This window comes from Leclercia sp. UBA5076 (genome assembly GCF_002416465.1).
Classification (GTDB): Bacteria; Pseudomonadota; Gammaproteobacteria; order Enterobacterales; family Enterobacteriaceae; genus Enterobacter.
This window is the reverse complement of the sequence record NZ_DIAO01000018.1, coordinates 356780-382426: the sequence shown is the minus strand read 5'-3', so window position 1 is coordinate 382426 and position 25647 is coordinate 356780. Positions and strand designations below refer to the sequence as shown.

Annotated in this window: 20 protein-coding genes; 8 read left to right on the top strand and 12 right to left on the bottom strand. The window is 60.0% G+C overall.

Annotated features, from left to right (window positions below):
• From paaG to paaA, 7 genes are read right to left on the bottom strand one after another with little or no spacing between them, the layout of a single operon-like run.
• A complete protein-coding gene (gene paaG, locus B3X29_RS19090) occupies positions 1 to 786 on the bottom strand; it encodes a 2-(1,2-epoxy-1,2-dihydrophenyl)acetyl-CoA isomerase PaaG (protein WP_159339402.1) in 786 nt (261 codons plus the stop codon).
• Between the two features lie 2 nt (positions 787 to 788).
• Positions 789 to 1556 (bottom strand): 2,3-dehydroadipyl-CoA hydratase PaaF, encoded by a 768-nt coding sequence (gene paaF / locus B3X29_RS19085; RefSeq protein ID WP_159339403.1) that lies wholly within the window; start codon positions 1554 to 1556, stop codon positions 789 to 791.
• Complete coding sequence (paaE, locus tag B3X29_RS19080; RefSeq protein ID WP_159339404.1) at positions 1553 to 2623, bottom strand: 1,2-phenylacetyl-CoA epoxidase subunit PaaE; 1071 nt, start codon at positions 2621 to 2623, stop codon at positions 1553 to 1555. Before paaE ends, paaF begins: the two co-directional genes overlap by 4 nt.
• Positions 2624 to 2630: 7 nt before the next feature.
• The gene (gene paaD / locus B3X29_RS19075) at positions 2631 to 3128 is read right to left on the bottom strand and encodes a 1,2-phenylacetyl-CoA epoxidase subunit PaaD (protein WP_114314794.1); all 498 of its coding nucleotides are present in this window, start codon (positions 3126 to 3128) and stop codon (positions 2631 to 2633) included.
• A 14-nt stretch (positions 3129 to 3142) separates the two neighbouring features.
• Positions 3143 to 3889, bottom strand: coding sequence for a 1,2-phenylacetyl-CoA epoxidase subunit PaaC (gene paaC, locus B3X29_RS19070; protein WP_159339405.1), 747 nt, complete (start codon positions 3887 to 3889; stop codon positions 3143 to 3145).
• An 8-nt stretch (positions 3890 to 3897) separates the two neighbouring features.
• The gene (gene paaB / locus B3X29_RS19065; RefSeq protein ID WP_103179812.1) at positions 3898 to 4185 is read right to left on the bottom strand and encodes a 1,2-phenylacetyl-CoA epoxidase subunit PaaB; all 288 of its coding nucleotides are present in this window, start codon (positions 4183 to 4185) and stop codon (positions 3898 to 3900) included.
• 11 nt (positions 4186 to 4196) lie between these two features.
• Positions 4197 to 5126, bottom strand: coding sequence for a 1,2-phenylacetyl-CoA epoxidase subunit PaaA (gene paaA, locus B3X29_RS19060; RefSeq protein ID WP_103179813.1), 930 nt, complete (start codon positions 5124 to 5126; stop codon positions 4197 to 4199).
• Positions 5127 to 5408: 282 nt separating this feature from the next.
• Between paaA and paaZ the strand changes: the two genes are divergently transcribed.
• The 4 genes from paaZ (at position 5409) to B3X29_RS19040 (ending at position 13280) form a co-directional block, all read left to right on the top strand.
• On the top strand, positions 5409 to 7454 hold the full coding sequence (gene paaZ, locus B3X29_RS19055; protein ID WP_159339406.1) for a phenylacetic acid degradation bifunctional protein PaaZ: 2046 nt from the start codon (positions 5409 to 5411) through the stop codon (positions 7452 to 7454).
• Positions 7455 to 7630: 176 nt separating this feature from the next.
• Positions 7631 to 9898, top strand: a complete 2268-nt coding sequence (gene tynA / locus B3X29_RS19050; RefSeq protein ID WP_159339407.1) for a primary-amine oxidase — start codon at positions 7631 to 7633, stop codon at positions 9896 to 9898.
• Between the two features lie 315 nt (positions 9899 to 10213).
• A complete protein-coding gene (locus tag B3X29_RS19045) occupies positions 10214 to 12190 on the top strand; it encodes an alkyl/aryl-sulfatase (protein WP_290561730.1) in 1977 nt (658 codons plus the stop codon).
• Between the two features lie 40 nt (positions 12191 to 12230).
• On the top strand, positions 12231 to 13280 hold the full coding sequence (locus tag B3X29_RS19040; protein WP_159339651.1) for a GGDEF domain-containing protein: 1050 nt from the start codon (positions 12231 to 12233) through the stop codon (positions 13278 to 13280).
• A gap of 124 nt (positions 13281 to 13404) precedes the next feature.
• Here B3X29_RS19040 and B3X29_RS19035 read toward each other — a convergent pair whose 3' ends face one another.
• A complete protein-coding gene (locus B3X29_RS19035) occupies positions 13405 to 14904 on the bottom strand; it encodes an aldehyde dehydrogenase family protein (protein ID WP_159339409.1) in 1500 nt (499 codons plus the stop codon).
• 236 nt (positions 14905 to 15140) lie between these two features.
• On the opposite strand from B3X29_RS19035, the gene feaR reads away from it, so the two are divergent.
• Positions 15141 to 16049 carry a transcriptional regulator FeaR gene (feaR, locus tag B3X29_RS19030; protein ID WP_159339410.1) on the top strand — a complete coding sequence of 303 codons (909 nt, stop codon included), beginning with the start codon at positions 15141 to 15143 and terminating at the stop codon, positions 16047 to 16049.
• On the opposite strand, the gene B3X29_RS19025 is transcribed toward feaR, so the two are convergent.
• Genes B3X29_RS19025 through B3X29_RS19015 form a run of 3 tightly spaced genes read right to left on the bottom strand, consistent with a single transcriptional unit; the run spans position 16050 to position 19205 of the window.
• Positions 16050 to 16370: a YdbL family protein gene (locus tag B3X29_RS19025; protein WP_103179820.1), complete on the bottom strand. Its 321-nt coding sequence runs from the start codon at positions 16368 to 16370 to the stop codon at positions 16050 to 16052.
• 7 nt (positions 16371 to 16377) lie between these two features.
• Entirely contained in the window at positions 16378 to 16569 is a 192-nt protein-coding gene (locus tag B3X29_RS19020; RefSeq protein WP_039028506.1) for a YnbE family lipoprotein, read from the bottom strand.
• A complete protein-coding gene (locus B3X29_RS19015; RefSeq protein WP_159339411.1) occupies positions 16566 to 19205 on the bottom strand; it encodes a YdbH family protein in 2640 nt (879 codons plus the stop codon). The genes B3X29_RS19020 and B3X29_RS19015 overlap by 4 nt, the downstream gene beginning before the upstream one ends.
• A gap of 209 nt (positions 19206 to 19414) precedes the next feature.
• Here B3X29_RS19015 and B3X29_RS19010 point away from each other — a divergent pair, with 209 nt between their 5' ends.
• The gene (locus B3X29_RS19010; RefSeq protein WP_103179822.1) at positions 19415 to 20404 is read left to right on the top strand and encodes a 2-hydroxyacid dehydrogenase; all 990 of its coding nucleotides are present in this window, start codon (positions 19415 to 19417) and stop codon (positions 20402 to 20404) included.
• 586 nt (positions 20405 to 20990) lie between these two features.
• Complete coding sequence (gene hslJ / locus B3X29_RS19005; protein ID WP_103179823.1) at positions 20991 to 21404, top strand: heat shock protein HslJ; 414 nt, start codon at positions 20991 to 20993, stop codon at positions 21402 to 21404.
• Here hslJ and B3X29_RS19000 read toward each other — a convergent pair whose 3' ends face one another.
• Entirely contained in the window at positions 21405 to 21671 is a 267-nt protein-coding gene (locus B3X29_RS19000; RefSeq protein WP_103179824.1) for a DUF333 domain-containing protein, read from the bottom strand.
• A 267-nt stretch (positions 21672 to 21938) separates the two neighbouring features.
• Here B3X29_RS19000 and nifJ point away from each other — a divergent pair, with 267 nt between their 5' ends.
• A complete protein-coding gene (gene nifJ / locus B3X29_RS18995) occupies positions 21939 to 25463 on the top strand; it encodes a pyruvate:ferredoxin (flavodoxin) oxidoreductase (protein WP_290561725.1) in 3525 nt (1174 codons plus the stop codon).
• The last annotated feature ends 184 nt before the right edge of the window (positions 25464 to 25647 follow it).

Below are 25647 nucleotides of genomic sequence, written 5' to 3'. Positions count from 1 at the left end.
TTATTTCCCCGTAAACTGCGGCGCGCGTTTGTTGAGGAAGGCGCTGACCCCTTCCCGGTAGTCGGCGCTGCGCCCGGCCAGGCGCTGATAGTCGCGCTCCAGATCCAGCTGCGCGTCCAGGGTATTGGTTTCGGCGGCATTGATCGCCCGCTTGATCAGCCCCAGGCCAAAGGTCGGCTGGGTGGCGAGATGCACGGCCAGCTGACGGGCGGTGTCGGTCAGTTCGGCATCATCCACGACCTGCCAGATCATCCCCCAGGCGTGTGCCTGCTCAGCGCTGATCTTCTCCCCCAGCAGGGCCAGGCCCATCGCCCGGGCGCGCCCGGTCAGACGCGGCAGCAGCCAGGTACCGCCGGAATCCGGCACCAGACCGAGCTTGCTGAAGGCCATCACAAAGTTCACCGAACGGGCGGCGATAACGATGTCGCAGCCCAGCGCCAGGGTCGCCCCCGCTCCGGCGGCCACGCCGTTCACCGCGCAGATCACCGGCTTGGGCAGTTTTGCCAGACGGCGTACCAGCGGGTTGTAAAATTTCTCCACCGACATGCCGAGATCCGGCGCGGGGCTGTTCGGGTCAACGTTACGGTCGTTAAGATCCTGCCCGGCACAAAAACCGCGTCCGGCGCCGGTAATCAGCAGACAACGCACGCTCTCGTCGCGCTCGGCCTGGGTCAGGCACGCCGCCAGCTGCTGATGCATCTCCTCATTGAAGCTGTTGAGCCGCTCCGGGCGGTTCAGGGTTAGGGTCATGACCCCCTGCTCAACGTGACTCAGAATAAAATCCATGGTTAGCGTCCTTTAAATTCAGGGGTGCGTTTTTGCAGGAAGGCGTCGATCCCTTCCCGGCGATCCTCGGTGGCCGCCAGCAGGGTGAAGAGCTGACGCTCCTGGGCCAGCCCGGCGGTGAGGGCCACCTCCTGAGACTGGCGTAACGCCTGCTTCGCCGCCTGCAACGCCAGCGGGGAGTGACGCGCCATCAGTGCCGCCTGCTTGAGAGCATATTCGAGGGTCAGGGCGTCGGGATGTACATCGCTTACCACCCCGGCCGCCAGCGCCTGACGGGCGGTGATACTTTCCCCGGTCAGCACCATTTTGCTGGCAAGGGATTTGCCGACGCTGCGGATCAGCCGTTGCGTGCCGCCCGCGCCGGGCATAATGCCTAAGGTGATTTCCGGCAGGCCGAAGCGGGCGTTTTCCCCGGCAATCGCCACATCGCAGAGCAGCGCCAGCTCACACCCTGCGCCCAGGGCGTAGCCATTGACGGCGGCAATAAGCGGCTTACTGAAGGCGTTGATGCGCGCCCACAGCTGCGGGCGAATGTCGTTGAGGGTGGCGGCCAGATCTTTTTCCGCCATCTCGTTCAGATCGGCCCCGGCGGCAAAGAAGCGTGCGTTGCCGGTAATCACGCACACCGAAATCTCGCTGTCTACGGCGGCAGCTTCCAGGGCGGTTGCCAGCTCGCTCAGCAGGCCATTGTTCAGAGCGTTACGCGCCGCCGGGCGGTTAAGGGTCAGGAGCAATACCCGACCGTGACGGGTGACAATCAGGTCGCTCATGCCATCCCCTTCGCATCAAAGTCCACCACCACGTCGCCGGTCAGCGGCAGGGCCTGGCAGCTCAGCACGTAGCCTGCCGCCAGTTCATCCGGCTCCAGACTGTAGTTGGTCACCATATCCACCTTGCCGCGCACCACTTTGCATTTGCAGGTGGCGCAGACCCCGCCTTTGCAGGCGTAAGGCAGGTCCGCCCCCTGGCGCAGCGCGGCATCCAGAATGCTTTCGTCTTCGGCGGTGAGGGTGATCTCGCGATCGCGCCCGTCCTGGCGCACCGTCACCTTTTGCCCCCCGGTCTGTACCGAATGGGTGCGTTTAATGGTTGTGCCCGGCGTGTTGAAGCGCTCAAGATGCAGCGATTTCTCCGGCATCCCCAGCGCCTTAAGGGTCTGTTCCGCCTGGTCCATCATCGCCGCCGGGCCGCAGATAAAGGCTTCATCAAACTGGCTGAAGTCAATTAAGTGCTTCGCCAGCGCCTGCAGTTTTTCGCCGTCGATACGCCCGTGCAGCAGCTCGCTGTCCAGCGTCTCCTGGCTGAAGATGTTGACCACCTGCAGGCGGGTCGGATAGCTGTCTTTCAGATCGGCCAGCGCCTGGCGGAACATCATGCTCTGGCTGCTGCGGTTGCCGTAAATCAGGGTGAACTGGCTTTTCGGTTCGGTTTTCAGAGTGCTGGAGATGATCGCCAGCATCGGGGTGATGCCGGAACCGGCGGCAATCGCCAGGTAGCAGCCTTCCCGTTCGGCCAGCGGCTGATAGCCAAAATGCCCCTGCGGCACCATCACCTCCAGCGCCATCCCCTGCTTGATCTCATCCCGGGCATAGCGCGAGAAGCGCCCGCCGTCGATGGCTTTTACCGCCACGCTGATTTCGCCCGGCTGAACGCTGCGGCAGATGGAGTAGCAGCGGCGCAGCTCTTCGCCAGCTAAATGGGCTTTCAGGGTCAGATGCTGGCCCGGACGGAAGCGATACGCCTCCTGCAAAGGCTGGGGAACCGCGAAGGTAATGGTCACCGCATCGCGGGTTTCGGGTTCCACTTTTGCCACCGTTAAGGAATGAAACGTTGTCATGGCGACCTCAGATACATTTGAAATAGTCGAAGGGTTCGCGGCAGCTGTCGCAGCGCCAGAGCGCTTTGCAGGCCGTGGAACCAAATTCACTGATCAGCGTGGTGCGGGTGCTGGCGCAGCGCGGACAGGTCACCTCGGCGGGAAGATGCGCATGGCAGCTGTGCCCGACCGGTGGGCTGATGCCATACTGGCGCAGACGCTCCCGGGCGTCCGGGGTCATCCAGTCGGTGGTCCACGCCGGGTCGAGCTGAAGGGTGATCTGCACCGGTCCATAGCCGTGGGCGGTCAGGGTGTCGCGGATCGCCCCCATCAGATGATCGGTGGCCGGACAGCCGGAATAGGTCGGCGTAAAACCGATGGCCCAGCCCTCATCCTGCGGCGTCACGCTGCGCACCATCCCTAAGTCGGTGATGGTCAGTACCGGGATCTCCGGGTCCGGGATCTGGCTTAACAGAGACCAGATCTGCGGGACGGCGGCGGGGGTGAGTTGGACGGCGTGTTGCATGGCGCTCTCCTGGATTACCACTGCTGGCCGGGATAGACGCGCTGCAGATATTGCATCTCTGCCAGCATCGGCCCCAGATGTTCGGTGTGTAGCCCTTTACGGCCACCGGTGCGGTAGGCGGACTCGCCCGGCACGCTCAGCGTCGCCTCGTTCAGCCCGGCAAAGACTTCCGCTTCCCACGCGTCGCGCAGGCTGCGCGGATCGACGGCGATACCTTCGGCAGCCAACGTCAGGTCAATCTCGTCCGCCTCGAACAGCTCGGCGGTGAAACGCCACAGGTCATTGACCGCCTGCTGCATTTTTTGCGCAGAGATCTCCGTGCCGTTGCCCAGGCGTTCCAGCCAGCCGCGGCTGAAGCGCAGGTGGTAGCGGGCTTCTTTGATGGATTTCGCGGCGATGGCGGCAAGCTGACCGTCGCGGCTCTGGGTCAGACGGGTAAAGAGCGCCACGTGCCAGGCGTCGATAAAGTACTGACGGGCGATGGTGTCGGCGAAGTTGCCGTTGGGCTGCTCCACCAGCAGAAGGTTGCTGAACTGGCGCTCGTCGCGCTGAAAGGCCAGCGTGTCTTCGTCGCCCTCGCCTTCCAGCTCGGCGGCGTAGGTTAAGAAGTTGCGCGCCTGGCCCAGCAGGTCGAGGCCGATATTGGCCAGCGCGAGGTCAATCTCCAGCTCCGGGGCGTGACCACACCACGCTCCCAGACGCTGGGAGAGCACCAGCCCGTTATCACCCAGGCGCAGAGCATATTGCGTTAACGTTTTCATCCGTGGCCTCACATGTGCTCGATGCCATCAGGGATGGTGTAGAAGGTCGGATGGCGGTAGACCTTGCTCTCCGCCGGGTCGAAAAACTCACCGCGCTCTTCTGGCTGGGAGGCGACGATTTCGCTCGCCTTCACCACCCAGATGGAACAGCCTTCATTACGGCGGGTGTAGGCGTCGCGCGCGTTTTCCAGCGCCATACGGTCATCGGCGGCATGCAGGCTGCCCACGTGACGGTGGGATAATCCCTGCTTGCTGCGGACAAAGACTTCGTACAACGGCCAGTATGTTTTGCTCATCTTGATTCCCCTTATGCGACCTTGCGGGCGTGTTGTTTTTCGGCGTGCGCCAGTGCGGCTTCGCGCACCCACGTTCCCTCTTCCCAGGCTTTACGCTTGGCGGCCAGACGTTCGTGATTGCAGACGCCGCGCCCGTTAATCACCTCGTCAAACTCCTGCCAGTCGATCTCGCCAAAACGGTAGTGACCGCTTTCGGCATCGAACTGCAGATCCGCATCCGGCACGGTCATGCCGAGCATTTCCACCTGCGGCACGGTGTTGTCGACAAAGCGCTGACGCAGCTCGTCATTGCCAAAACGTTTGATCTTCCAGGCCAGGCTGCGGGCGCTGTTCGGTGAGTTGTCGTCGTTCGGGCCAAACATCATCAGCGCTGGCCACCAGAAGCGGTTGATGGCGTCCTGCAACATCTGGCGCTGGGCTTCGCTACCCTGGGCCAGGGCCATGCAGGCCTCAAAGCCCTGACGCTGGTGGAAGCTCTCTTCTTTACAGATTTTCACCATCGCCCGGGCATAGGGGCCGTAGGAGGTCCGGCACAGCGCCACCTGGTTAACGATGGCCGCGCCATCCACCAGCCAGCCGATCACGCCGATATCCGCCCAGCTCAGGGTCGGGTAGTTGAAGATGGAGGAGTATTTCATCTTGCCGTCGAGCATCTTCTGGTAGATATCTTCCCGGGCGCAGCCCAGCGTTTCCGCCGCGCTATAGAGGTAGAGCCCGTGCCCGGCTTCGTCCTGCACTTTCGCCAGCAGGATGGCCTTACGGCGCAGCGTCGGGGCGCGGGTGATCCAGTTCCCTTCCGGCAGCATGCCGACAATTTCGGAGTGCGCATGCTGACCAATCTGGCGGATCAGCGTTTTACGGTACGCGTCAGGCATCCAGTCCTGCGGCTCGATGGCCGTCTCTTGCGCGATGCGCTGCTCAAAGCGTTGTTCTTCCGTCACGTCATCACCCTTTTGATTCGTTTAACTGCTAAATATCATTCAATGATGAATCACTTTTTTTTATAAAAGTTACACAAAGGTTAATGAATAACCCAAGAATCGTTTATTCGTTTTGTGATGAGGCTCGCAATAGATTTCCACACCCCAGATACGACGCGGCCTCCGGGAGTTAAGAAGATTAAGCGAGATCACAATGTTAATAAAACATTAACAAGTCACTTGCTTTTTATGATTCACAAACGAACTATTTATAGTGAAATCACGAACCATCTGGAGAGAAAGATGCAGCAGTTAGCCAGCTTCTTGTCCGGTACCTGGCAGTCAGGCCGGGGCCGTGAGCGCACCATTCAACACGCCATCAGCGGTGAATCCCTCTGGTCCGTTACCAGCGAAGGGCTGGATATGGCCACCGCACGTCGCTACGCCATTGAGAAAGGCGGCGAAGCGCTTCATGCCATGACCTTTATCGAACGTGCCGCCATGCTGAAAGCGGTGGCGAAACATCTGCTGAGCCAGAAAGAGACCTTTTATGCGCTGTCGGCACAGACCGGGGCGACCCGCGCCGACAGCTGGGTGGATATCGAGGGCGGGATCGGCACCCTCTTTACCTTCGCCAGCCTGGGCAGCCGCGAACTGCCGGACGATACCCTGTGGCCGGAAGATGAGCTGATCCCGCTTTCAAAAGAGGGCGGATTTGCCGCGCGCCACGTGCTGACCTCGAAGTCCGGCGTGGCCGTCCACATCAATGCGTTCAACTTCCCCTGCTGGGGAATGCTGGAAAAGCTGGCCCCGACCTGGCTGGCGGGGATGCCTGCCATTATTAAACCGGCCACCGCCACCGCCCAGGTGACCCAGGCGATGGTGAAAGCGATCGTCGACAGCGGCCTGGTGCCGGAGGGCGCCATCAGCCTGATCTGCGGCGGCGCGGGGGATCTGCTCGACCAGCTCGACAGCCAGGACGTGGTGACCTTTACCGGCTCCGCCGACACTGGCCAGAAGCTGCGCGTCCATCCGAACATCGTGGCAAAATCGATTCCCTTCACCATGGAAGCGGACTCCCTGAACTGCTGCGTGCTGGGGGATGACGTCACCCCGGAGCAGCCGGAGTTTGCCCTTTTCATTCGCGAAGTGGTGCGGGAGATGACCGCGAAAGCCGGGCAGAAATGTACCGCGATCCGCCGCATCATCGTTCCGCAGGCGCAGGTGGAGGCTGTCAGCCAGGCGCTGATCGCCCGGCTGGAAAAAGTGGCTGTAGGCGACCCGGCTCAGGAAGGGATCAAAATGGGCTCACTGGTCAACGCCGAGCAGCGCGCTGACGTGCAGGAGAAAGTGGATACTTTAGTCACGGCGGGCTGCCAGATTCGTCTGGGCGGGAAAGCCGACCTGAACGCTGCCGGGGCCTTCTTCCCGCCGACGCTGCTGTTCTGCCCGCAGCCGGATGAAACCCCTGCCGTCCATGCCACCGAAGCCTTTGGCCCGGTCGCCACTCTGATGCCGTATCAGGATCGCGAGCACGCCATGGCCCTTGCCCGCGCCGGGGAAGGCAGTCTCGCCGGGACGCTGGTCACCGCCGATCTGCGCCTTGCGCGTCAGTTTATCGCCGGCGCCGCCCGCGCCCACGGCCGTATCCAGATCCTCAACGAAGAGTCGGCCAAAGAGTCCACCGGCCACGGCTCCCCGCTGCCGCAGCTGGTGCACGGCGGCCCGGGCCGCGCCGGGGGTGGTGAGGAGCTGGGCGGCCTGCGGGCGGTAAAACACTACCTGCAACGCACCGCCATCCAGGGCAGCCCGAGCATGCTGGCCGCCATCAGCCAGCAGTGGGTACGCGGCGCGCAGGTGCAGGAGGATCGGGTTCATCCGTTCCGCAAATACTTCGAGGAGTTACAGCCGGGCGACAGCCTCCTGACCCCGCGCCGTACCCTGACCGAGACCGACATCGTTAACTTTGCCTGCCTGAGCGGGGATCATTTCTACGCCCATATGGACAAGATCGGCGCGGCGGAGTCGATTTTCGGCGAACGCGTGGTGCACGGCTACTTCCTGATCTCCGCTGCGGCGGGTCTGTTCGTCGATGCGGGCGTCGGGCCGGTGATTGCCAACTACGGTATGGAGAACCTGCGCTTTATTGAGCCGGTGAAGCCGGGCGACACCATCCAGGTGCGTCTGACCTGTAAGCGCAAGACGCTGAAGAAACAGCGCACGGCGGAAGAGAAACCGACCGGCGTGGTGGAATGGGCGGTTGAGATTTTCAACCAGCACCAGCAGCCGGTGGCGCTCTACTCGATCCTGACCCTCGTCTCCCGTCAGCGCGGAGATTTTGACGCCTGATCCCCCTCCATCCGGGTAACGTCGCGCACGTTACCCGGCTTCTGGCACATCTGACAAAACATCTGGCAAATGCAGGCAAACGGTACTTAACGCGTTATTGCTATGTTGGCAATGAATAAACCGCGCGCAGAACAGCGGTCCCGAGTGGATAACAACACATATAACAGAGGTTAATCATGGGAAGCTCCTCCATTTTTTCTCCACGTAAAACGGTGCTGGCGTTGGCCGTTGCCTGTCTCTTTTCCGGCCAGGTGCTGGCGCACGGTGGTGCAGCACATATGGTCGAAATGGATAAAACCCTGACCGAATTTGGCGCTGATGTGAAATGGGACGACTATGCCCAGATGTTCACCATCAGCAAAGATGGGGCCTTTATCAAAGTGAAGCCGGGTGCCACAACCGCTATGGTCAACGGTAAACCGCTCACCCTGCAGGCGCCGGTGGTCATGAAAGATAATAAGGCCTGGATCGCCGATACCTTTGTTAACGATGTGTTCCAGTCCGGCCTTGACCAGACCTTCCAGGTCGAGAAGACCCCGCACCCGCTGAACGCCCTCTCCGCGGATGAGATCAAAGAGGCCGTCGGGATTGTGAAAGCCTCGCCGGACTTTAAACCGAATACCCGCTTCACCCAGATCGCGCTGGCCGGGCCGGACAAAGCCAAAGTGTGGGATTTCGTGCTGAACGGCACCGCGGTAGATGCGCCGCGTCAGGCCAATATCACCCTGCTGGACGGCAAATTTATCGTTGAAGCGCTAGTGGATCTGCAGGAGAAGAAAATCCTGCACTGGGAGCCGATCAAGGACGCCCACGGCATGGTGCTGCTGGATGATTTTATGGCGGTGCAGAAGATCGTCACCGGCAGCCCGGAGTATGCCGAGGCGCTGAAAAAACGCGGCATCAACGACCCGGCAAAGGTGATGACCACCCCGCTGACCGTCGGCTACTTTGACGGTAAGGATGGTCTGAAGCAGGAAGATCGCCTGCTGAAGGTGGTGAGCTACCTGGATACCGGCGATGGCAACTACTGGGCGCACCCGATTGAGAACCTGGTGGCGGTGGTTGATCTGATCGAGAAGAAGATCGTCAAAATTGAAGAAGGCGCTGTCGTGCCAGTGCCGATGCAGTCCCGCCCCTATGATGGCCGCGACCGCGAACCGGTGGTGCACAAACCGCTGGAGATTGTGGAGCCGGAAGGCAAGAACTACACCATTACCGGCAATATGATCCACTGGCAGAACTGGGATTTCCACCTGAGCCTCGACTCCCGCGTCGGGCCGATCATCTCCACCGTCACCTTTAACGACAACGGCAAAAAACGCCAGGTGATGTACGAGGGATCGCTGGGCGGGATGATCGTTCCTTACGGCGACCCGGACGTGGGCTGGTACTTCAAAGCCTATCTGGACTCCGGCGACTACGGCATGGGCACCCTCACCTCGCCGCTGGTGCGCGGTAAAGATGTGCCCTCCAACGCCGTGCTGCTGAATCAGACTATCCCGGACTACACCGGTGCGCCAATGGAAATCCCGCGGGCGATGGCGATTTTTGAACGCTACGCCGGGCCGGAGTATAAGCACCAGGAGATGAATCAGCCGAACGTCAGCACCGAACGCCGCGAGCTGGTGGTACGCTGGATTAGCACCGTGGGCAACTATGACTACATCTTCGACTGGATCTTCCATGAAAACGGCACCATCGGCATCGATGCCGGGGCGACTGGTATCGAAGCGGTAAAAGGGGTGATGGCGAAAACCATGCATGACCCGAGCGCCAAAGAGGATACGAAGTACGGCACCCTGATTGACCACAACATTGTCGGCACCACCCACCAGCACATCTACAACTTCCGTCTGGATCTGGATGTGGATGGCACCAGCAACAGCCTGGTGGCGATGGATCCGGAGGTGAAGCCGAACACCGCTGGCGGCCCGCGCACCAGCACCATGCAGGTTAACCAGTACAACATCGACAGCGAGCAGCAGGCGGCACAGAAATTTGACCCGGGCACCATTCGTCTACTGAGCAACACCAGCAAAGAGAACCGCATGGGCAACCCGGTCTCTTACCAGATCATCCCCTATGCGGGCGGTACGCACCCGGTGGCAACCGGCGCGAAATTCGCCCCGGATGAGTGGATCTATCATCGCCTCAGCTTTATGGATAAACAGCTGTGGGTGACCCGCTACCATCCGAACGAGATGTACCCGGAGGGCAAATTCCCGAACCGCTCCTCCCATGACCAGGGGCTGGGCCAGTTCAGTAAAGATAACGAGTCGCTGAATAACCAGGATAACGTGGTGTGGATCACCACCGGTACCACCCACGTGGCCCGCGCCGAAGAGTGGCCGATCATGCCAACCGAGTGGGTGCATGCCCTGCTCAAACCGTGGAACTTCTTTGACGAGACGCCGTCGCTCGGCAAGAAGAAAGAGGGGCAGTGATAAACAGCCGGGCATATTGCCCGGCTTTTTCTTGTCGGTGCGGTTTGATGTCGGGTGGCGGCTGCGCCTTACCCGACCTACGGGACCGTAGGCCCGTGCAAGCGCAGCGCCGCCGGGCATTGTCGGGTGGCGCTGCGCTTATCCGACCTACACCGCCATTTAATTTCGCTTAAGTAGTTTATTTTCTGAACAGCTTTCCTTGCTTATAGTTAATCATACCCATGCCGTCCGGGTTGCCTTTCTTAAAACGTTTTTTATGGACATCACACGAAGTTCTCCCTTACGTCGTTGTATGAACATTGAGAGGTTTTTAGGATGAGATTCAACTTGATAGCAAGAAGCCTTGCGCTTGCAGGCGTTTTTATCTCTGCCGGCACTCCTGCATTTGCCGCAGAAGCGCCAAAGGAGGCCGCCGCCGCCACTCAGCAAGCCAATAATGCCCTCTTCAGCCAGCTGCCCTTCTCCGACAATGCCGATTTCACCGATGCCCATAAAGGCTTTATCGCTGCACTTCCGACCGAGGTGATCAAAGGCGAACAGGGCAATGTGGTCTGGGATCCCCAGCAGTACGCCTTTATTAAAGAGGGGGACAAAGCGCCGGATACCGTCAACCCCAGCCTGTGGCGTCAGGCGCAACTGATTAATATCAGCGGTCTGTTTGAGGTCACGGATGGGGTCTATCAGATCCGTAACCTTGACCTGTCAAACATGACCATTATCGAAGGGGCGACCGGTATCACCGTGGTCGACCCGCTGGTCTCTGCTGAAACGGCAAAAGTCGGGATGGATCTCTATTACAAAAACCGCGGGCAGAAACCGGTGGTAGCGGTGATCTACACCCACAGCCACGTTGACCACTACGGCGGCGTGCGCGGCGTGGTGGATGAGGCCGATGTCAAAGCCGGGAAAGTCAAAATCTACGCCCCGGTCGGCTTTATGGAAGCCGCCGTGGCAGAAAACATTATGGCCGGGAACGTCATGAGCCGCCGCGCCAGCTATATGTATGGCAACCTGCTGAAGCCGGATCCTAAAGGTCAGGTGGGCGCGGGGCTTGGCACCACGACCTCCGCCGGGACCGTAACCCTGCTTGCGCCGACCAATATCATTGAAAAAGATGGACAGAAAGAGACCATCGACGGCCTGACCTATGACTTTATGCTGGCGCCGGGCTCAGAAGCGCCGTCCGAAATGCTCTGGTACATCGAAGAGAAAAAACTGATCGAATCCGCCGAGGATGTCACCCACACCCTGCATAACACCTACTCCCTGCGCGGGGCGAAGATCCGCGAGCCGCTGCCGTGGTCAAAATATATCAACGAAGCCATTGTGCGCTGGGGTGATAAAGCCGAAGTGCTGATGGCTCAGCACCACTGGCCAACCTGGGGCAATGAAAACGTCAATAAATTGCTGAAAAGCCAGCGAGACCTGTATCGCTACATCAACGACCAGACCCTGCGCATGGCGAACCAGGGCATGACCCGGGATGAAATTGCGGCAAACTTCAGACTGCCGGATTCGCTGGCGCACACCTGGGCTAACCGGGGCTACTACGGGTCGGTCAGTCACGACGTGAAAGCCACCTACGTGCTCTATCTCGGCTGGTTCGACGGCAACCCGGCGACACTGGATGAGCTGCCGCCGGAAGAGGCTGCGAAGAAATATGTAGACTACATGGGCGGCGCAGACGCCATTCTGCAGAAGGCCAAAACCGACTTCGACCAGGGTAACTATCGCTGGGTGGCGCAGGTGGTGAGTAAGGTGGTCTTTGCCGATCCGAACAACCAGGCGGCGCGTAATCTGGAGGCGGACGCGCTTGAGCAGTTAGGCTATCAGGCGGAATCGGGCCCGTGGCGTAACTTCTACCTCACCGGCGCGCAGGAGCTGCGTAACGGCGTGGTGAAAGGGCCGACCCCGAACACCGCCAGCCCGGATACGGTGCGGGCGATGACCCCGGAGATGTTCTTCGACTATCTGGCGGTTCACATTAACGGTGAAAAAGCCGGAACCGCGAAATCGGTGTTTAACATCGACCTCGGCAGCGACGGCGGCAAGTACAAGCTCGAGCTGGAAAACGGGGTGATGAACCACACCGCCAATGCCGAAGCGACCGACGCCGACGCCACCATCACCCTGAGCCGCGACACGCTGAATAAAATCATCCTCAAGGAAACCACCCTGAAACAGGCTGAGGAGAGCGGCGCGGTGAAGGTTACCGGTGACGGGGCAAAACTTGATACCATGCTGGGCTATATGGATAAATTTGAGTTCTGGTTCAACATTGTTACACCGTAAACCCACCAGCCTGCGGGCGGAGCCTTTCGCCCGCAGGGATATGGTCACCCGCGGACTGACTCTCAGCATGCCGTGGCTGGCGCTCGTCAACATCGGCTTTGCGCTGATGGTCTTATTGCGTAATGGGCTGTTCGACGGCATTGACGCGCTTTATCAGGTGAACGCCTTCAGCGCCAGGATGATCGATTGGCTGATGCTGGCGGTCATCGTTCTGTTTAGCCTCTCCCTGCTGCTGGTCTGGCAAAAAAAACGCGGGCTGAGCCTGCTGTTGCTGCTGGCAGGCCTGATCTGGGCCTGCTGCGCCGTCTGGTTTATCGCCCATCTGAAACTGCCCTTCGCCTGGCCGCTCTGCACCACCCTGCTCCTGACGGCGCTGGCAGGGCTCTATTTTTTTCCGGTTGGGCTGATGAGCTATGCGCTGCCGCTGTGGGCGGCGATGCCGGCTGCCAGCCTGGTGCTGAACGAGGGCATCAGCCTGCGTTTCGTCGTGGTGTGGCTTATCTTTACGGTAGTGCTGGTTTACGGGCGGTTTATTTTAGTGCGCTGGTTTGATGAAGCCTGGCTGCGTCAGCAGCAGAACCAGGCGCTGATTGCCCGGCTGGATGCCCTTGCGCACCAGGATCCGCTCACCGGTACCGCTAACCGCCGGGCGATGGAGAACGTGCTGGAAAACGCGGTCAAACAGGGGAACAATTTTGCGCTGATTATGCTCGATGTCGATGAGTTCAAACGCTACAACGATCGTTACGGGCATCAGGCCGGGGATGAGTGTCTGGCGGCGGTGGCGCAGGCGCTGAAACAGGTGGTGCGCAGCCCGGACGATGTGGTCTCACGCTACGGTGGCGAGGAGTTTCTGCTGATCCTGTTTGATGCGACGGAAAAAGTGGCGGAACAGGTGGCGGCGCGCATTCAGGAGAGCCTGCGCGCTGCGGCTATTCCGCATGCTGCCTCAACGGTCAGCGACAGCGTTACGGTCAGCATGGGGATCGCCTCGCTGACCGCTGGTCAGACGGCCAGCGAGGTGATCGCCCAGGCCGATGCCGCGCTCTACCGGGCAAAAAATGCAGGACGAAATCGCTGGTCCTGCTAAGGGTGCGGTTTTGTTGGCACGGTGCGGTCTGATGTCGGGTGGCGGCTCTGCTTAACCGGACCTACGGTGCGGTGCGGCAAACCGACCAGACCGTAGGCCCGTGCAAGCGCAGCGCCGCCGGGCGTCAGTAGCGCACGCACACCGATTTGGTTTCACACCAGCCATCCAGCCAGTCCGGGCCGAAATCACGGCCTGTGCCGGACTGCTTCATCCCGCCAAACGGCAGGTTGGCGTCGATCAGGGTATGGCTGTTCACCCACACGGTTCCCGCCTGCAGGCGGTCGGTGTACTCCAGCGCTTTGCTGATGTTTTGCGTCCAGACGCTGGCGGTCAGGCCATATTCGGTATCGTTCGCCAGGCGCAGCGCCTCTTCGCCGTCAGCGACGCGCACCAGGTTGACCACCGGACCAAACACCTCTTCGCGGGTCAGGCGCAGGCTGGCGTCCGGGTTCACCACCAGCGTCGGCGACACGTAGTAACCCTGATCGTTCGGACCACGGTTGCCGGTAATCAGCTCCGCCTGGCGCGACTGCGCTTCATCAAGGAAGGTCTGCACTTTGTCGCAGTGGGCGCGGGAAACCAGCGGGTTGATGTGCGCCTCCTGGGACATCCCCGGCCCGACGCTGAGGGATTTCACCGCCTGCTCAAAACCGCTCACCACGGTATCAAACAGCGGCGCTTCGACGTAAATACGCGAGCTGGCGGCGCACACCTGGCCCTGGTTCAGGAAGCTGCCGGTCATCAGGCCTTCGATCACCCATGCCGGATCGGCATCTTTCAGGACAATCGCCGGGTTTTTACCGCCCAGCTCCAGCGTCACCCCCATCAGGCGATCGGCGGCGGCGCGCGCAATCTGTTTCCCGGTGGCGGTAGAACCGGTAAAGCTCACCCTGGCGATATGCGGATGGTTGGTGAGCGCAGCGCCACACACCGCCCCGCTGCCGGTCACTACGTTAAAGACGCCGTCCGGGACCCCGGCCTCGGTTGCCAGCTCCGCCACGCGCAGCAGGGTCAGGGGCGTGGTTTCGGACGGTTTGATCACGATAGAGCAGCCGGCCGCCAGGGCGGGCATCACTTTCCACATGCCAATCAGCAGCGGGAAGTTCCACGGCACGATCCCGGCCACCACGCCAATCGGCTCTTTGCGCGTCCACGCCTGGTAGCGCGCTCCCTGCGGCATCGGAATAGAGAGATCCAGCGTCTTACCGGCGATTTTGGTGGTCAGCCCCGCGGTGTAGCGCATCCAGTTCAGAGTGCAGCCCACTTCAAAGGCGCGGGAGATGTTAATGGATTTACCCTGCTCCAGGGTTTCGAGCTGGGCCAGCTCCTCGGTGTGCTGCTCCACCAGATCGGCGAAGCGCAGCAGAATACGTTCGCGCTCCGCCGGCAGTTTGCCGGACCAGCTGCGGGCCACAAAGGCGCGCCAGCCGGACATCACCGCGCGATCCACATCTTTCGCGCTGGCATCGGCGGTAGAGGCAATCACCTGACCGGTTGCCGGGTTAAAGATATCCAGACGCTTTTCGCTGTCGGAGGCGGACGGTTGTCCCTCGATCCAGAGGCCATGTTGGCGATCCAGAAATTGCTGCACGCTGTGCAGTACTGCGACCTGTGTATCAGACATAGCGATTCCTTATTATTCGCAGGGTGTCATCGCAGTCTAAGATGGGTTTGCGCAGTGCGCTTTTATCTCTGTGACATTCGCTTTGCCCCCTGTGACAGGTGCCGCAAAACGCGACAATAGTGCCGTTTCGCTCTGTTACACCGTGGTGTTCTTGCCTATATTTCGCCCCATGTCACGGGTAATTAGAAACATAAATGCAACAATGTTTAAACATTCACGACGTAGCAGGTCAGACGATGGCGAGTGCAAAGGAAACGGACAATTATCAGCAGTGGCTGGCGCAGATTAATCAGGCTTGCGGAAGTTTTGCGGCCCGGCCCATGAGCGGCGAGTTTTACGGCGAGCTGGAATCCACCTGGACCGGCACCCTGAAGCTCAGCACCGTCACCGCTGGCGGCGTGAATCTGTTTCGTACCCGCCAGGAGATTAAGACCAGCAACGATGCCTGGTTCTACACTGTCTTTCAGCTGGAAGGTGAAGCGGGACTGGAGCAGGACGACCGGCAAATTATGCTCAACGCGGGAGATATCACCCTGATCGACGCCTCCCGCCCCTGCTCGATCTACTGGCCGGAAAAATCCCGGCAGATCTCATTGCTGCTCCCGCGCCAGATCCTTGAGCAGCACTTTCGTTTTCAGGAAGTGAGCTGCGCGCAAAAACTCTCCCACAGCCTGCCTACCGTCCAGCTCAGCTATCGTCTGCTGCAGGAGAGCATGAACAATCCGCGATTGAGTGAAACCGAGAGCGAAGCCGCGCTGGAGGCGATGGTCTGTCTGCTGCGCCCGGTATTGCAGCAGCGTGAAAGCGTGCAGCCGCGCAAGGCGCGCCAGTTCAGCCACGTTCTGACGCTCATCGACGATCATATTCAGGCGGAACATTTGCGACCGGAGTGGATTGCGGCGGAGTGCGGGATGTCGGTGCGTAGCCTGTACCGGATGTTTGCCGAGAAAGGGCTGGTGGTGGCGCAGTACATCAAGAACCGTCGGCTGGATCTCTGCGCGCAGATGCTACGTAGCGCTCGTGACGATGAGAAACTGGCGGGCATTGGCTACAGCTGGGGCTTTACCGACCATAGCCACTTCTCCACGGCATTTAAGCAGCGCTTTGGGATCTCCCCTGGCGAATACCGCAAACGCCACCGCTAATCACTTCTGTAACCATCTGCCGTTAACGCCCTGGACATACTCGCCGGGGCGGGCGCGGGCAACCAGTTTGCTCCCTGCCATTTTGGCCACCTCATCGACCGGAAGGTTATTGCTGTCAGCAAGCCGCTGATAACTCTCGGTACGAGCCTTGTTGATCTGCTCCACCAGCGCCAGGGTTTCACGATCCTGGCTGCGCGGGGCGATATAGCCGCTCAGCGTTTCCCCCACGCGCCCCTCGGTGCGGGCTTCGTTGAGGGTCAGGGCGAACGCGGGCGCACAAAGCCCCAGCGTCAGCAGAATGAGCGTGAAGTATTTTCTCATGGCGGCCTCAGAAGAGATCGCTGCGCGATTTCAGCAGCGATTCCACATCTTTATCCACTTTGATGTGGATTTCATGTTCAATTTTGACGTTCATGTTGATGGTGATGGGCTCCTTCGACGCCGCCACTTCTATCCTCGGCGTGCAGCCTGTCAGCGTCAGTATCACAATCGCGGTGAAGCCACCGGCCAGCTTTTTCATGGTTGTTCCTTACATTCCTTGCCTGTCGGACAGCGGTTATCCGGTAGTGCCGCGTGCTCCTCCAGCCACGTCTGCAGCTTGTCGCCAAAACGCAGGCTGCGCCAGAGGGTAAACACGTTCTCCTGATGGGTATAGTTGAGGTTGACGGCCTGTGTCTGGCCCTCCACGCGGCTGGCGCCACGCAAGGTCGACGCCAGGGTTAATTCACCCAGATTATCTAAATTGAGTTTCGTCCACGACTGCGAAATTTCCATATAGCGAAGCCAGTTAATCGCGCCGCCCGCCGCCCCGTTCTCTTTCACCAGCGCATCGGCAGTCTCTTTATCGAGACGCAACGTCATCGGACCCGCGTTGGTCAGCCAGCCATCTTTGATGATCCACTTGTCGTTGTCCAGCCACAAGGGCAGCGCCCCGCTGAACGGCCCGGACAGGGCAAACTGTTTGGGATTTATCGCACTGATAAGCTCGCTGGCGGAGAGATTCTGCACCCGCAGCAGGGCCGCATCGTGCTGGGGCATGCGCAGCTGCTGCAGGGTCACTTTACCGCCCAACAGATCGACGCTGACGTCGCTCAGCAGCAGCGGACTGGCATCGCTCCAGGGGTAATCGCCCTGCAGATCGGCGGTGATGTTGCGGGCCGTGACCTGGTTTTTCACCTCGCCAATGCGCAGCGTCACCGGACCGCGGGTTCCCAGCGACCAGGTGCCCTGGCTGAAGCGGAACGGCAGGACAAAGTCGACCCCGTTGATTTTGTTGTCCGGCATCCAGACGCTACCGCTCTTCAGCACGCCGTGGCCTCCGGCCTCAAAGCCCTGATCCGCCGCTGCGGAATAAGCCACCTGGGCATAAAGCTCCCCCTCCCTGAGGGTCGTCTTCCAGTCCGGTGGGATCAGCGGCTGAAAAACGGTCAGGGATTGCTTCGGCCACCAGGCCTGGCCGCGCAGACGCTCCCCGTCCCAGCGCCCGTTCAGCTGCACCGGGCCGATGGCTCTGGCGTTAAGGGTGCCTTTGTACTGGAAAAATGTTGGATCGCTACCCTCCACGCTGAATTTGATCGTTGAGGGGGGTAATACACTGCCGCCGGTAAAGGTGGTCTCTCCGGCATCGAAGGAGAGCGCGCCGCTGAAGTGCGGATCGGCAGGGTCGCGCTGCCAGCGGATTGGGCGCTCAAGCACCATGCGCGGTGCGCTGGCATGCAGGGTGCCATATTTCAGCTGATCGAAGCCGGTGGAAAGCGCGCTCAGCTCAATCACGCTGTCGCGCCACTCCCCCCTGCCCGCCACGTCCCAGCGGGCCTGCATCGGGGTAAAGTTGCCCTCCCCCCAGTAGCGCCATTGCCACAATCCGTTATCCGGCAGAAAATTGCTGGCCCGGCCATCCAGGTGCAGGGTGAAATCCCCCATCTCCTGTTCATGGGCGCGTAAGATGGCCTGCAGGCGACCGTCGATGCCGTTAAGGGTGAGCGCCACGCCAGCCAGCGGCCAGCGCACCTCGTCGATATTCAGGGAGTCGATAACCCGCCCCCGGGAGCGCAGCAGCGCCCCCGGGGCAAATGCCAGCCGGGGCTCGGCAAGGCTGCCGGTCAGCGTGGCGGGTAGCTTCGCGTAGAGCGTCAGGTCGTTCTGTTTGGCAATGCCGGTGAGCTGCATCGGCATGGCGGTGTTGTCCATGCTTAGCTTGCCGGGGCCGAAGGTGAGCACCGCGTTGCCCTTCCCGGCATCGCCCTGAGTCAGCACGTTCATTCGCCCGCTGACGATAGCCTTCTCCGTGCCCTGTTGCCAGTTATCGATCTTAAGCCCCAGCCGTCCGCTCAGGGGAACACCGGCCTGAACCCAACGCCAGCGCCCGTCGCTGATGGTGAACTGTTCCGGGGTGATCTGCCAGGGGAGATCCAGCAGCGGCTCGCCGCTCTCCTGGGCAATCATCACCAGCTGGCCCTGGTTGTCCTGCCACTCAAGCTCGGCATCCACAAGGGTTGAGATCTGCGGCACGGTAAAGGTCGCCACCGTGTGCCCCTGCACCGGCAGGCCATCCGGCACCAGCGGCAGAGTAAATTCCCCCACCAGTTTTACCGGCTGGGGATTATCGGGGAGGTTAAGCGTGACATCGCTTACCGTCAGCGAGCGGCCGCGTAGTTTTCCCCGCAGGCTAAACTTATCTCCGTGGTAGACAATTTCTTGCAGGGACGGTGTCAACGAAGCGGTTAATTTCCCCTCCCACACCTGCCAGGGGGAGAGTGTCAGGCGGTCGATGTTAAGCCAGGTGTTGGGTAGCAGGGCTTGCCATTCGGCCAGGGAGCGCGGCGCGGTGGGCGTGGGCTCGCTGGCGGGGATTTTGCTCAGGCAGGCGCTGTTGAGATCTAGCGCGCCGATGTCAAGCTTCCAGCGGCTTGGGTGGCTGAGGGTAGCGTCTTTGACGCGGGCGATTTCGCACTCCTCCACCAGATAGCGCAGATCGGGGATGACCAGCGCGCTGCGGGTCAGGCGCGGGCTCTCTTCAAAGGCGATGCGGGTCCCGGCGGGGAGCCAGATCCCGGCAAGCGTAGGCACCCACTGCGCAAGCGTCAGTAGTAGCGTCAGCGGCAAAAGGACGATCAGAAGCAGTAGCGCGATCGCGGCTTTGTATGTACCCCTCATGGGCAGTTAATATCCTGATTTAGCGAAAAAAATAGCCGACAGTATCGAATATTGTGGCATGTTTAGCCGATCAGTTGAAGCGAACGCCACTTTTAAGGATAGTTGCTACATAATTATCCATAGAACTTATTGAATTCAATAAAATTTTATAAATTGTAAGATTATTTTAATCATGCTACCGTAATTGAAAACACACTGGAGAAAGTCTTATGAAACTCGCGGTATACAGTACAAAGCAATACGACAAAAAGTATCTGCAGCACGTTAACGAGGAGTATGGCTTCGAACTTGAATTTTTCGACTTTCTGCTTAATGAAAAAACAGCCAAAACCGCCCACGGGTGTGACGCGGTCTGTATTTTCGTTAACGACGACGGCAGTCGTCCGGTGCTGGAAGAGCTGAAAAAACAGGGTGTGAAGTACATCGCCCTGCGCTGCGCGGGCTTTAATAATGTGGATCTGGATGCGGCAAAAGAGCTGGGTCTGCAGGTGGTGCGCGTGCCCGCCTACTCCCCGGAAGCGGTGGCTGAACACGCCATCGGCATGATGATGTCCTTAAACCGCCGTATTCACCGTGCTTATCAGCGCACCCGTGATGCCAACTTCTCCCTGGAAGGGCTGACCGGTTTTACCATGTACGGCAAAACCGCCGGGGTGATCGGCACCGGTAAAATTGGCGTAGCGGCCCTGCGGATCCTGAAAGGGTTTGGTATGCGCCTGCTGGCGTTTGACCCGTACCCAAGCGCCGCCGCGCTGGATCTGGGGGTAGAGTATGTTGACCTGGCAACCTTGTACGCAGAGTCAGACGTGATCTCCCTGCACTGCCCGTTAACCGCTGACAACTACCATCTGCTGAACCAGAGCGCCTTCGACCAGATGAAAGATGGCGTGATGATTATCAACACCAGTCGCGGTGGGCTGATTGACTCTCAGGCCGCCATCGAAGCCCTGAAAACGCAAAAAATCGGCGCGCTGGGGATGGACGTCTACGAGAACGAACGCGATCTCTTCTTTGAAGACAAATCCAACGATGTGATTCAGGATGACGTCTTCCGCCGCCTCTCCGCCTGCCACAACGTGCTATTCACCGGGCATCAGGCGTTCCTGACCGCCGAGGCGCTGATCAGCATTTCGGAGACGACGCTGGGTAACCTGAGTCAGCTGGAGAAAGGCGAAGCCTGCCCGAACGCGTTGTTCTGAGGAAAGAGCCTTTAACTTAAAGCAGCTCATATCCTTAAGGGAATAATTAGCCTACAGCGGCTCCCTGGTCCGGCTGAAAATCGCCGAAGCGTTTCCGGAAGGCCGGGGCGAGGCGCATGGACGCGCCGAGAGGGCATAGCCTGCATGGATGCAGGCTGGTGCCCGACCCGAAAGCCTGGAGGAATAAGCTGAGGACAAAATTGCCGGGAGCAATTTTGGACAGCGCTTGCGCTGGCCCCGGAGGGGTGAGCCCCAGGGATGGGGCGAACAATCCGCGAAGCGGCGATTTTCTTGCCGGGAGCCGGGATTGTTAAGGGGGCGGCGATAGCCCCCTTAACACGTTCACCGGTGACGTGGTTTACAGAGAAGCAGCGAACGCAAGGTGAACGGAAACACCTCCACCGCCTCATGTTACCTGCCACAGGTGGCACCGAGCCACGCCCGGCGGCGCTTCGCTTGCACGGGCCTACAAAACCCAAACCCCAAACCCATCCCCCCACATTTCAGATTAACCCGCAAGACAATCTCATCCCCCGCAATACACTATCCAATAGCTATTTACGAAGTGAATATATTGAGAAGAAACATGAAAACGTTCGTCGCAGTAACGCTCCTCAGCATGGCGCTGACAGGCTGTGTTAACCCAGGGAAAGCCTCTGTCCAGGAAGAACAGCTCCAGCAGCACCGCTTTGTGCTGCAAAGCATCAACGGCGCCGCCGTCGCCCCGGTCACCACGCCGCCGGAAATCACCTTCGGCGAAAAAATGGCGGTCTCAGGGGTGATGTGCAACCGCTTCAGCGGCCAGGGCAAGCTCTCCGATGGCGAGCTGAAGGTCAACGATCTCGCCATGACGCGTAAGCTCTGCACCGAACCCCAGCTCAATGAACTGGATCACGCCATCGGAACGATGCTGCGCAGCGGCACAGAGGTAGATCTGACGGAAGATGTATTAACCCTGGCGACGGCTGAGACGACGCTGGTCTTCAAACGCGCAGAATAATCAGTAACTGCCGCACGATCCCACGGCAAGCGACTGTTCACTGCAGCGTTTGCCGTTGGGCAGCGCGCACATGCCGATGGCGGAGCCATCCAGCTGACGCGCAACGGACAGCGAACCGCCAATCATGGCGCAATTCGCCTGGCCGGAACTGGACATCGCCGCCTTCATCCCCGGCGCGACGTGCGCGGCGGTTGCCTGCTGAACAGGTTCATTGCTGCAGGCCGACAGTAACAAAGCGGCACACCCAACCCAAAATGCTGCGCGCATAATCTCTCCCCTCGTTGAATTGCAAAACCTATGCATAATAGGCACCCCGTCCGCGTCCGTCGAGAGCGAAACCACGATTTTCCACGTTGTAAAACGTTTTGTTCGCTATTTTTACGCAAAAGTTTGATCGAGCCATTGGTCGCGTCAATAAGCAGGACACAAAAGCGAAAATCGTTTCAGCGCCCCTTTGCTAAACTCACAAGATAATTACAGGACCCGCCGATGCGTTACGGGTCCCTCTTTCTTTGCGCAATGTAAGGGTGTCATATGCAAACTATTGACGGCAATGGCGCAGTCGCGTCCGTCGCGTTTCGCACCAGTGAAGTGATCGCCATCTACCCCATTACACCCAGCTCGACCATGGCGGAACAGGCCGATGCCTGGGCCGGTAACGGGCTGAAAAACGTCTGGGGTGATACCCCTCGCGTGGTTGAGATGCAGTCGGAGGCCGGGGCGATTGCCACCGTCCACGGCGCGCTGCAGACCGGCGCGCTCTCCACCTCGTTTACGTCGTCGCAGGGTCTGCTGCTGATGATCCCGACGCTCTACAAGCTGGCGGGACAACTCACGCCATTCGTGCTGCACGTCGCGGCGCGCACTATCGCCACCCATGCCCTGTCGATTTTTGGCGATCACTCTGACGTGATGGCCGTCCGCCAGACCGGTTGCGCCCTGCTCTGCTCTGGCAGCGTGCAGGAGGCGCAGGATCTGGCGCTAATTTCACATATGGCGACGCTGAAAAGCCGCGTGCCGTTTATCCACTTCTTCGACGGCTTCCGCACCTCCCACGAGATTAATAAAATTGTCTCGCTCTCAGATGAGACGATCCGCAACCTTCTTCCCCAGGCGGAGATCGATGCCCACCGCGCCCGGGCGCTGAACCCGGAGCATCCGGTGATCCGCGGCACCTCCGCTAACCCGGATACTTACTTCCAGTCCCGCGAGGCGACCAACCCGTGGTATGACGCGGTGTATGACCATGTGGACCAGGCGATGGCCGACTTTGCCGCCGCCACCGGGCGTGAGTACAAGCCGTTTGAGTATTACGGCCACCCGCAGGCAGAACGCGTCATCGTCATCATGGGGTCCGCCATCGGCACCTGTGAAGAGGTGGTGGATGAACTGCTGCGCCGGGGCGAGAAGGTGGGCGTACTGAAGGTGCGTCTCTACCGTCCGTTCTCGGCCAAACATCTGCTGGCGGTGCTGCCGGAAAGCGCGCGTTCTGTGGCGGTGCTGGACCGTACCAAAGAGCCCGGCGCGCAGGCCGAACCGCTCTATCTGGACGTGATGACCGCCCTGGCGGAAGCCTTTAACGGCGGCGAGCGCGAGACGTTGCCGCGGGTGATTGGCGGGCGCTACGGGCTGTCGTCGAAAGAATTTGGCCCGGATTGCGTGCTGGCCATCTTTAACGAGCTGAGCGCCGCGAAGCCGAAGCGGCGCTTTACCGTTGGTATCTATGACGATGTGACCAATCTGTCGCTGTCGCTACCGGAAAATACCCTGCCGTCAACCGCGAAGCTGGAAGCCCTCTTTTACGGGCTGGGTAGCGACGGCAGCGTGTCGGCGACCAAGAACAACATCAAGATCATCGGTAACTCCACGCCGTGGTATGCCCAGGGCTATTTCGTCTATGACTCGAAAAAAGCCGGGGGGCTGACGGTATCCCATCTGCGCGTCAGCGAACAGCCGATCCGTTCGGCATATCTGGTGTCGCAGGCCGATTTCGTCGGCTGTCATCAGCTGCAGTTTATCGACAAATACCAGATGGCCGAGCGCCTCAAACCGGGCGGGATTTTCCTGCTCAATACCCCCTACAGCGCCGATGAGGTCTGGGCGCGCCTGCCGCAGGAAGTGCAGGCGGTGCTGAACCAGAAAAAAGCGAAATTCTGGATCGTTAATGCGGCGAAAATCGCCCGTGAATGCGGCCTGGCGGCGCGGATTAACACCGTTATGCAGATGGCCTTTTTCCATCTGACCCACATCCTGCCCGGCGACAGCGCCCTGATGGAGCTGCAGGGGGCCATCGCCAAAAGCTACAGAAGCAAGGGCCAGGAGCTGGTGGAGCGTAACTGGCAGGCGCTGGCGCTGGCGCGGGAGTCGCTGGCGGAAGTGCCACTGCAGCCGGTCAACGCCCACAGCCCGAACCGCCCGCCGGTGGTGTCGGACGCCGCACCAGACTTTGTGAAAACCGTCACCGCCGCGATGCTGGCCGGGCTGGGCGATGCTCTGCCCGTCTCCGCCCTGCCGCCGGACGGCACCTGGCCGATGGGAACCACCCGCTGGGAAAAACGCAATATCGCTGAAGCGATCCCAATCTGGAAAGAGGAGCTGTGCACCCAGTGTAACCACTGCGTGGCGGCCTGCCCGCACTCCGCTATCCGCGCCAAAGTGGTCTCCCCTGAGGCCATGGAAGCTGCCCCCGCCAGCCTGCACTCGCTGGATGTGAAATCCCGCGACATGCGCGGCCAGAAATATGTTCTGCAGGTCGCCCCGGAAGACTGCACCGGCTGTAACCTCTGCGTGGAGGTCTGCCCGGCGAAAGACAGACAGAATCCGGAAATCAAGGCCATTAACATGATGTCGCGCCTTGAGCATGTGGAAGAGGAGAAAGTGAATTACGACTACTTCCTCGACCTGCCGGAGATCGATCGCAACAGCCTCGAGCGCATCGACATTCGCACCTCGCAGCTGATTACTCCGCTCTTCGAGTACTCCGGCGCCTGTTCCGGCTGCGGGGAGACGCCGTACATCAAGCTGCTGACCCAGCTCTATGGCGACCGGATGCTGATCGCCAATGCGACCGGCTGTTCGTCGATCTATGGCGGCAACCTGCCGTCAACGCCGTACACCACTGATGCCAACGGGCGCGGCCCGGCGTGGGCGAACTCGCTGTTCGAAGATAACGCCGAATTTGGCCTCGGCTTCCGCCTGACGGTGGATCAACACCGCGTACGGGTGATGCGTCTGCTGGAACAGTTTGCCGATACGATCCCGGCGGAGCTGAACAGCGCCCTGCACAGCGAGGCAACGCCTGATGTACGTCGTCAGCAGGTGGCCGAGCTGCGTCAGGCGCTGGCGGGCGTGGAAGGTGCAGAAGAGCTGTTAACCGATGCCGATGCGCTGGTCGAGAAATCGATCTGGCTGATTGGCGGCGACGGCTGGGCCTATGACATTGGCTTTGGCGGTCTGGACCATGTTCTCAGCCTGACCGAGAACGTGAACATTCTGGTGCTGGATACCCAGTGTTACTCCAATACCGGCGGCCAGGCCTCGAAGGCGACACCTCTGGGGGCGGTGACCAAGTTTGGCGAGCATGGCAAACGCAAGGCGCGTAAAGACCTGGGCGTCAGCATGATGATGTACGGTCATGTTTATGTGGCGCAGATCTCGCTGGGGGCACAGCTGAACCAGACGGTGAAAGCGATTCAGGAGGCGGAGGCCTATCCTGGCCCGTCGCTGATTATCGCCTACAGCCCTTGCGAAGAGCACGGATACGATCTGGCGCTGAGCCACGATCAGATGCGCCAGTTGACCGCGACGGGCTTCTGGCCGCTCTACCGCTTTGATCCGCGTCGTGCCGACGAGGGCAAACTGCCGCTGGCGCTGGATTCCCGCCCGCCGTCTGACGCGCTGGCAGAGACGCTGTTGCAGGAACAGCGGTTCCGCCGTCTCAATGCTCAGCAGCCCGAGGTGGCTGAGCAGCTGTGGAAAGACGCCGCCGCCGATCTGCAAAAACGCTATGACTTCCTGGCCCAGCTTGCCGGGAAAGCCGAAAAGTCGGCCAGCGAATAACCCGAAGCCCGGCCTGTCCGGGCTTTTCTTTACCGATAAAAAAAGCCCGCCAGAAAGTGTCTGGCGGGCGGCTCCTGTTTAGCGATAAATAACAGTACCTATATTAAAAAGTTATTTATGCGATAAACGGAAAAATAACTACAGGCATATAACACCGCTGATTTTACTGGTTTCAGGGGAGAAT

Excerpts from the sequence above, each read along its gene's own strand:
- paaG (WP_159339402.1), bottom strand. The coding sequence starts at position 786 with ATGGATTTTATTCTGAGTCACGTTGAGCAGGGGGTCATGACCCTAACC.
- paaF (WP_159339403.1), bottom strand. The coding sequence starts at position 1,556 with ATGAGCGACCTGATTGTCACCCGTCACGGTCGGGTATTGCTCCTGACC.
- paaE (WP_159339404.1), bottom strand. The coding sequence starts at position 2,623 with ATGACAACGTTTCATTCCTTAACGGTGGCAAAAGTGGAACCCGAAACC.
- paaD (WP_114314794.1), bottom strand. The coding sequence starts at position 3,128 with ATGCAACACGCCGTCCAACTCACCCCCGCCGCCGTCCCGCAGATCTGG.
- paaC (WP_159339405.1), bottom strand. The coding sequence starts at position 3,889 with ATGAAAACGTTAACGCAATATGCTCTGCGCCTGGGTGATAACGGGCTG.
- paaB (WP_103179812.1), bottom strand. The coding sequence starts at position 4,185 with ATGAGCAAAACATACTGGCCGTTGTACGAAGTCTTTGTCCGCAGCAAG.
- paaZ (WP_159339406.1), top strand. The coding sequence starts at position 5,409 with ATGCAGCAGTTAGCCAGCTTCTTGTCCGGTACCTGGCAGTCAGGCCGG.
- tynA (WP_159339407.1), top strand. The coding sequence starts at position 7,631 with ATGGGAAGCTCCTCCATTTTTTCTCCACGTAAAACGGTGCTGGCGTTG.
- B3X29_RS19045 (WP_290561730.1), top strand. The coding sequence starts at position 10,214 with ATGAGATTCAACTTGATAGCAAGAAGCCTTGCGCTTGCAGGCGTTTTT.
- B3X29_RS19040 (WP_159339651.1), top strand. The coding sequence starts at position 12,231 with ATGGTCACCCGCGGACTGACTCTCAGCATGCCGTGGCTGGCGCTCGTC.
- B3X29_RS19035 (WP_159339409.1), bottom strand. The coding sequence starts at position 14,904 with ATGTCTGATACACAGGTCGCAGTACTGCACAGCGTGCAGCAATTTCTG.
- feaR (WP_159339410.1), top strand. The coding sequence starts at position 15,141 with ATGGCGAGTGCAAAGGAAACGGACAATTATCAGCAGTGGCTGGCGCAG.
- B3X29_RS19025 (WP_103179820.1), bottom strand. The coding sequence starts at position 16,370 with ATGAGAAAATACTTCACGCTCATTCTGCTGACGCTGGGGCTTTGTGCG.
- B3X29_RS19020 (WP_039028506.1), bottom strand. The coding sequence starts at position 16,569 with ATGAAAAAGCTGGCCGGTGGCTTCACCGCGATTGTGATACTGACGCTG.
- B3X29_RS19015 (WP_159339411.1), bottom strand. The coding sequence starts at position 19,205 with ATGAGGGGTACATACAAAGCCGCGATCGCGCTACTGCTTCTGATCGTC.
- B3X29_RS19010 (WP_103179822.1), top strand. The coding sequence starts at position 19,415 with ATGAAACTCGCGGTATACAGTACAAAGCAATACGACAAAAAGTATCTG.
- hslJ (WP_103179823.1), top strand. The coding sequence starts at position 20,991 with ATGAAAACGTTCGTCGCAGTAACGCTCCTCAGCATGGCGCTGACAGGC.
- B3X29_RS19000 (WP_103179824.1), bottom strand. The coding sequence starts at position 21,671 with ATGCGCGCAGCATTTTGGGTTGGGTGTGCCGCTTTGTTACTGTCGGCC.
- nifJ (WP_290561725.1), top strand. The coding sequence starts at position 21,939 with ATGCAAACTATTGACGGCAATGGCGCAGTCGCGTCCGTCGCGTTTCGC.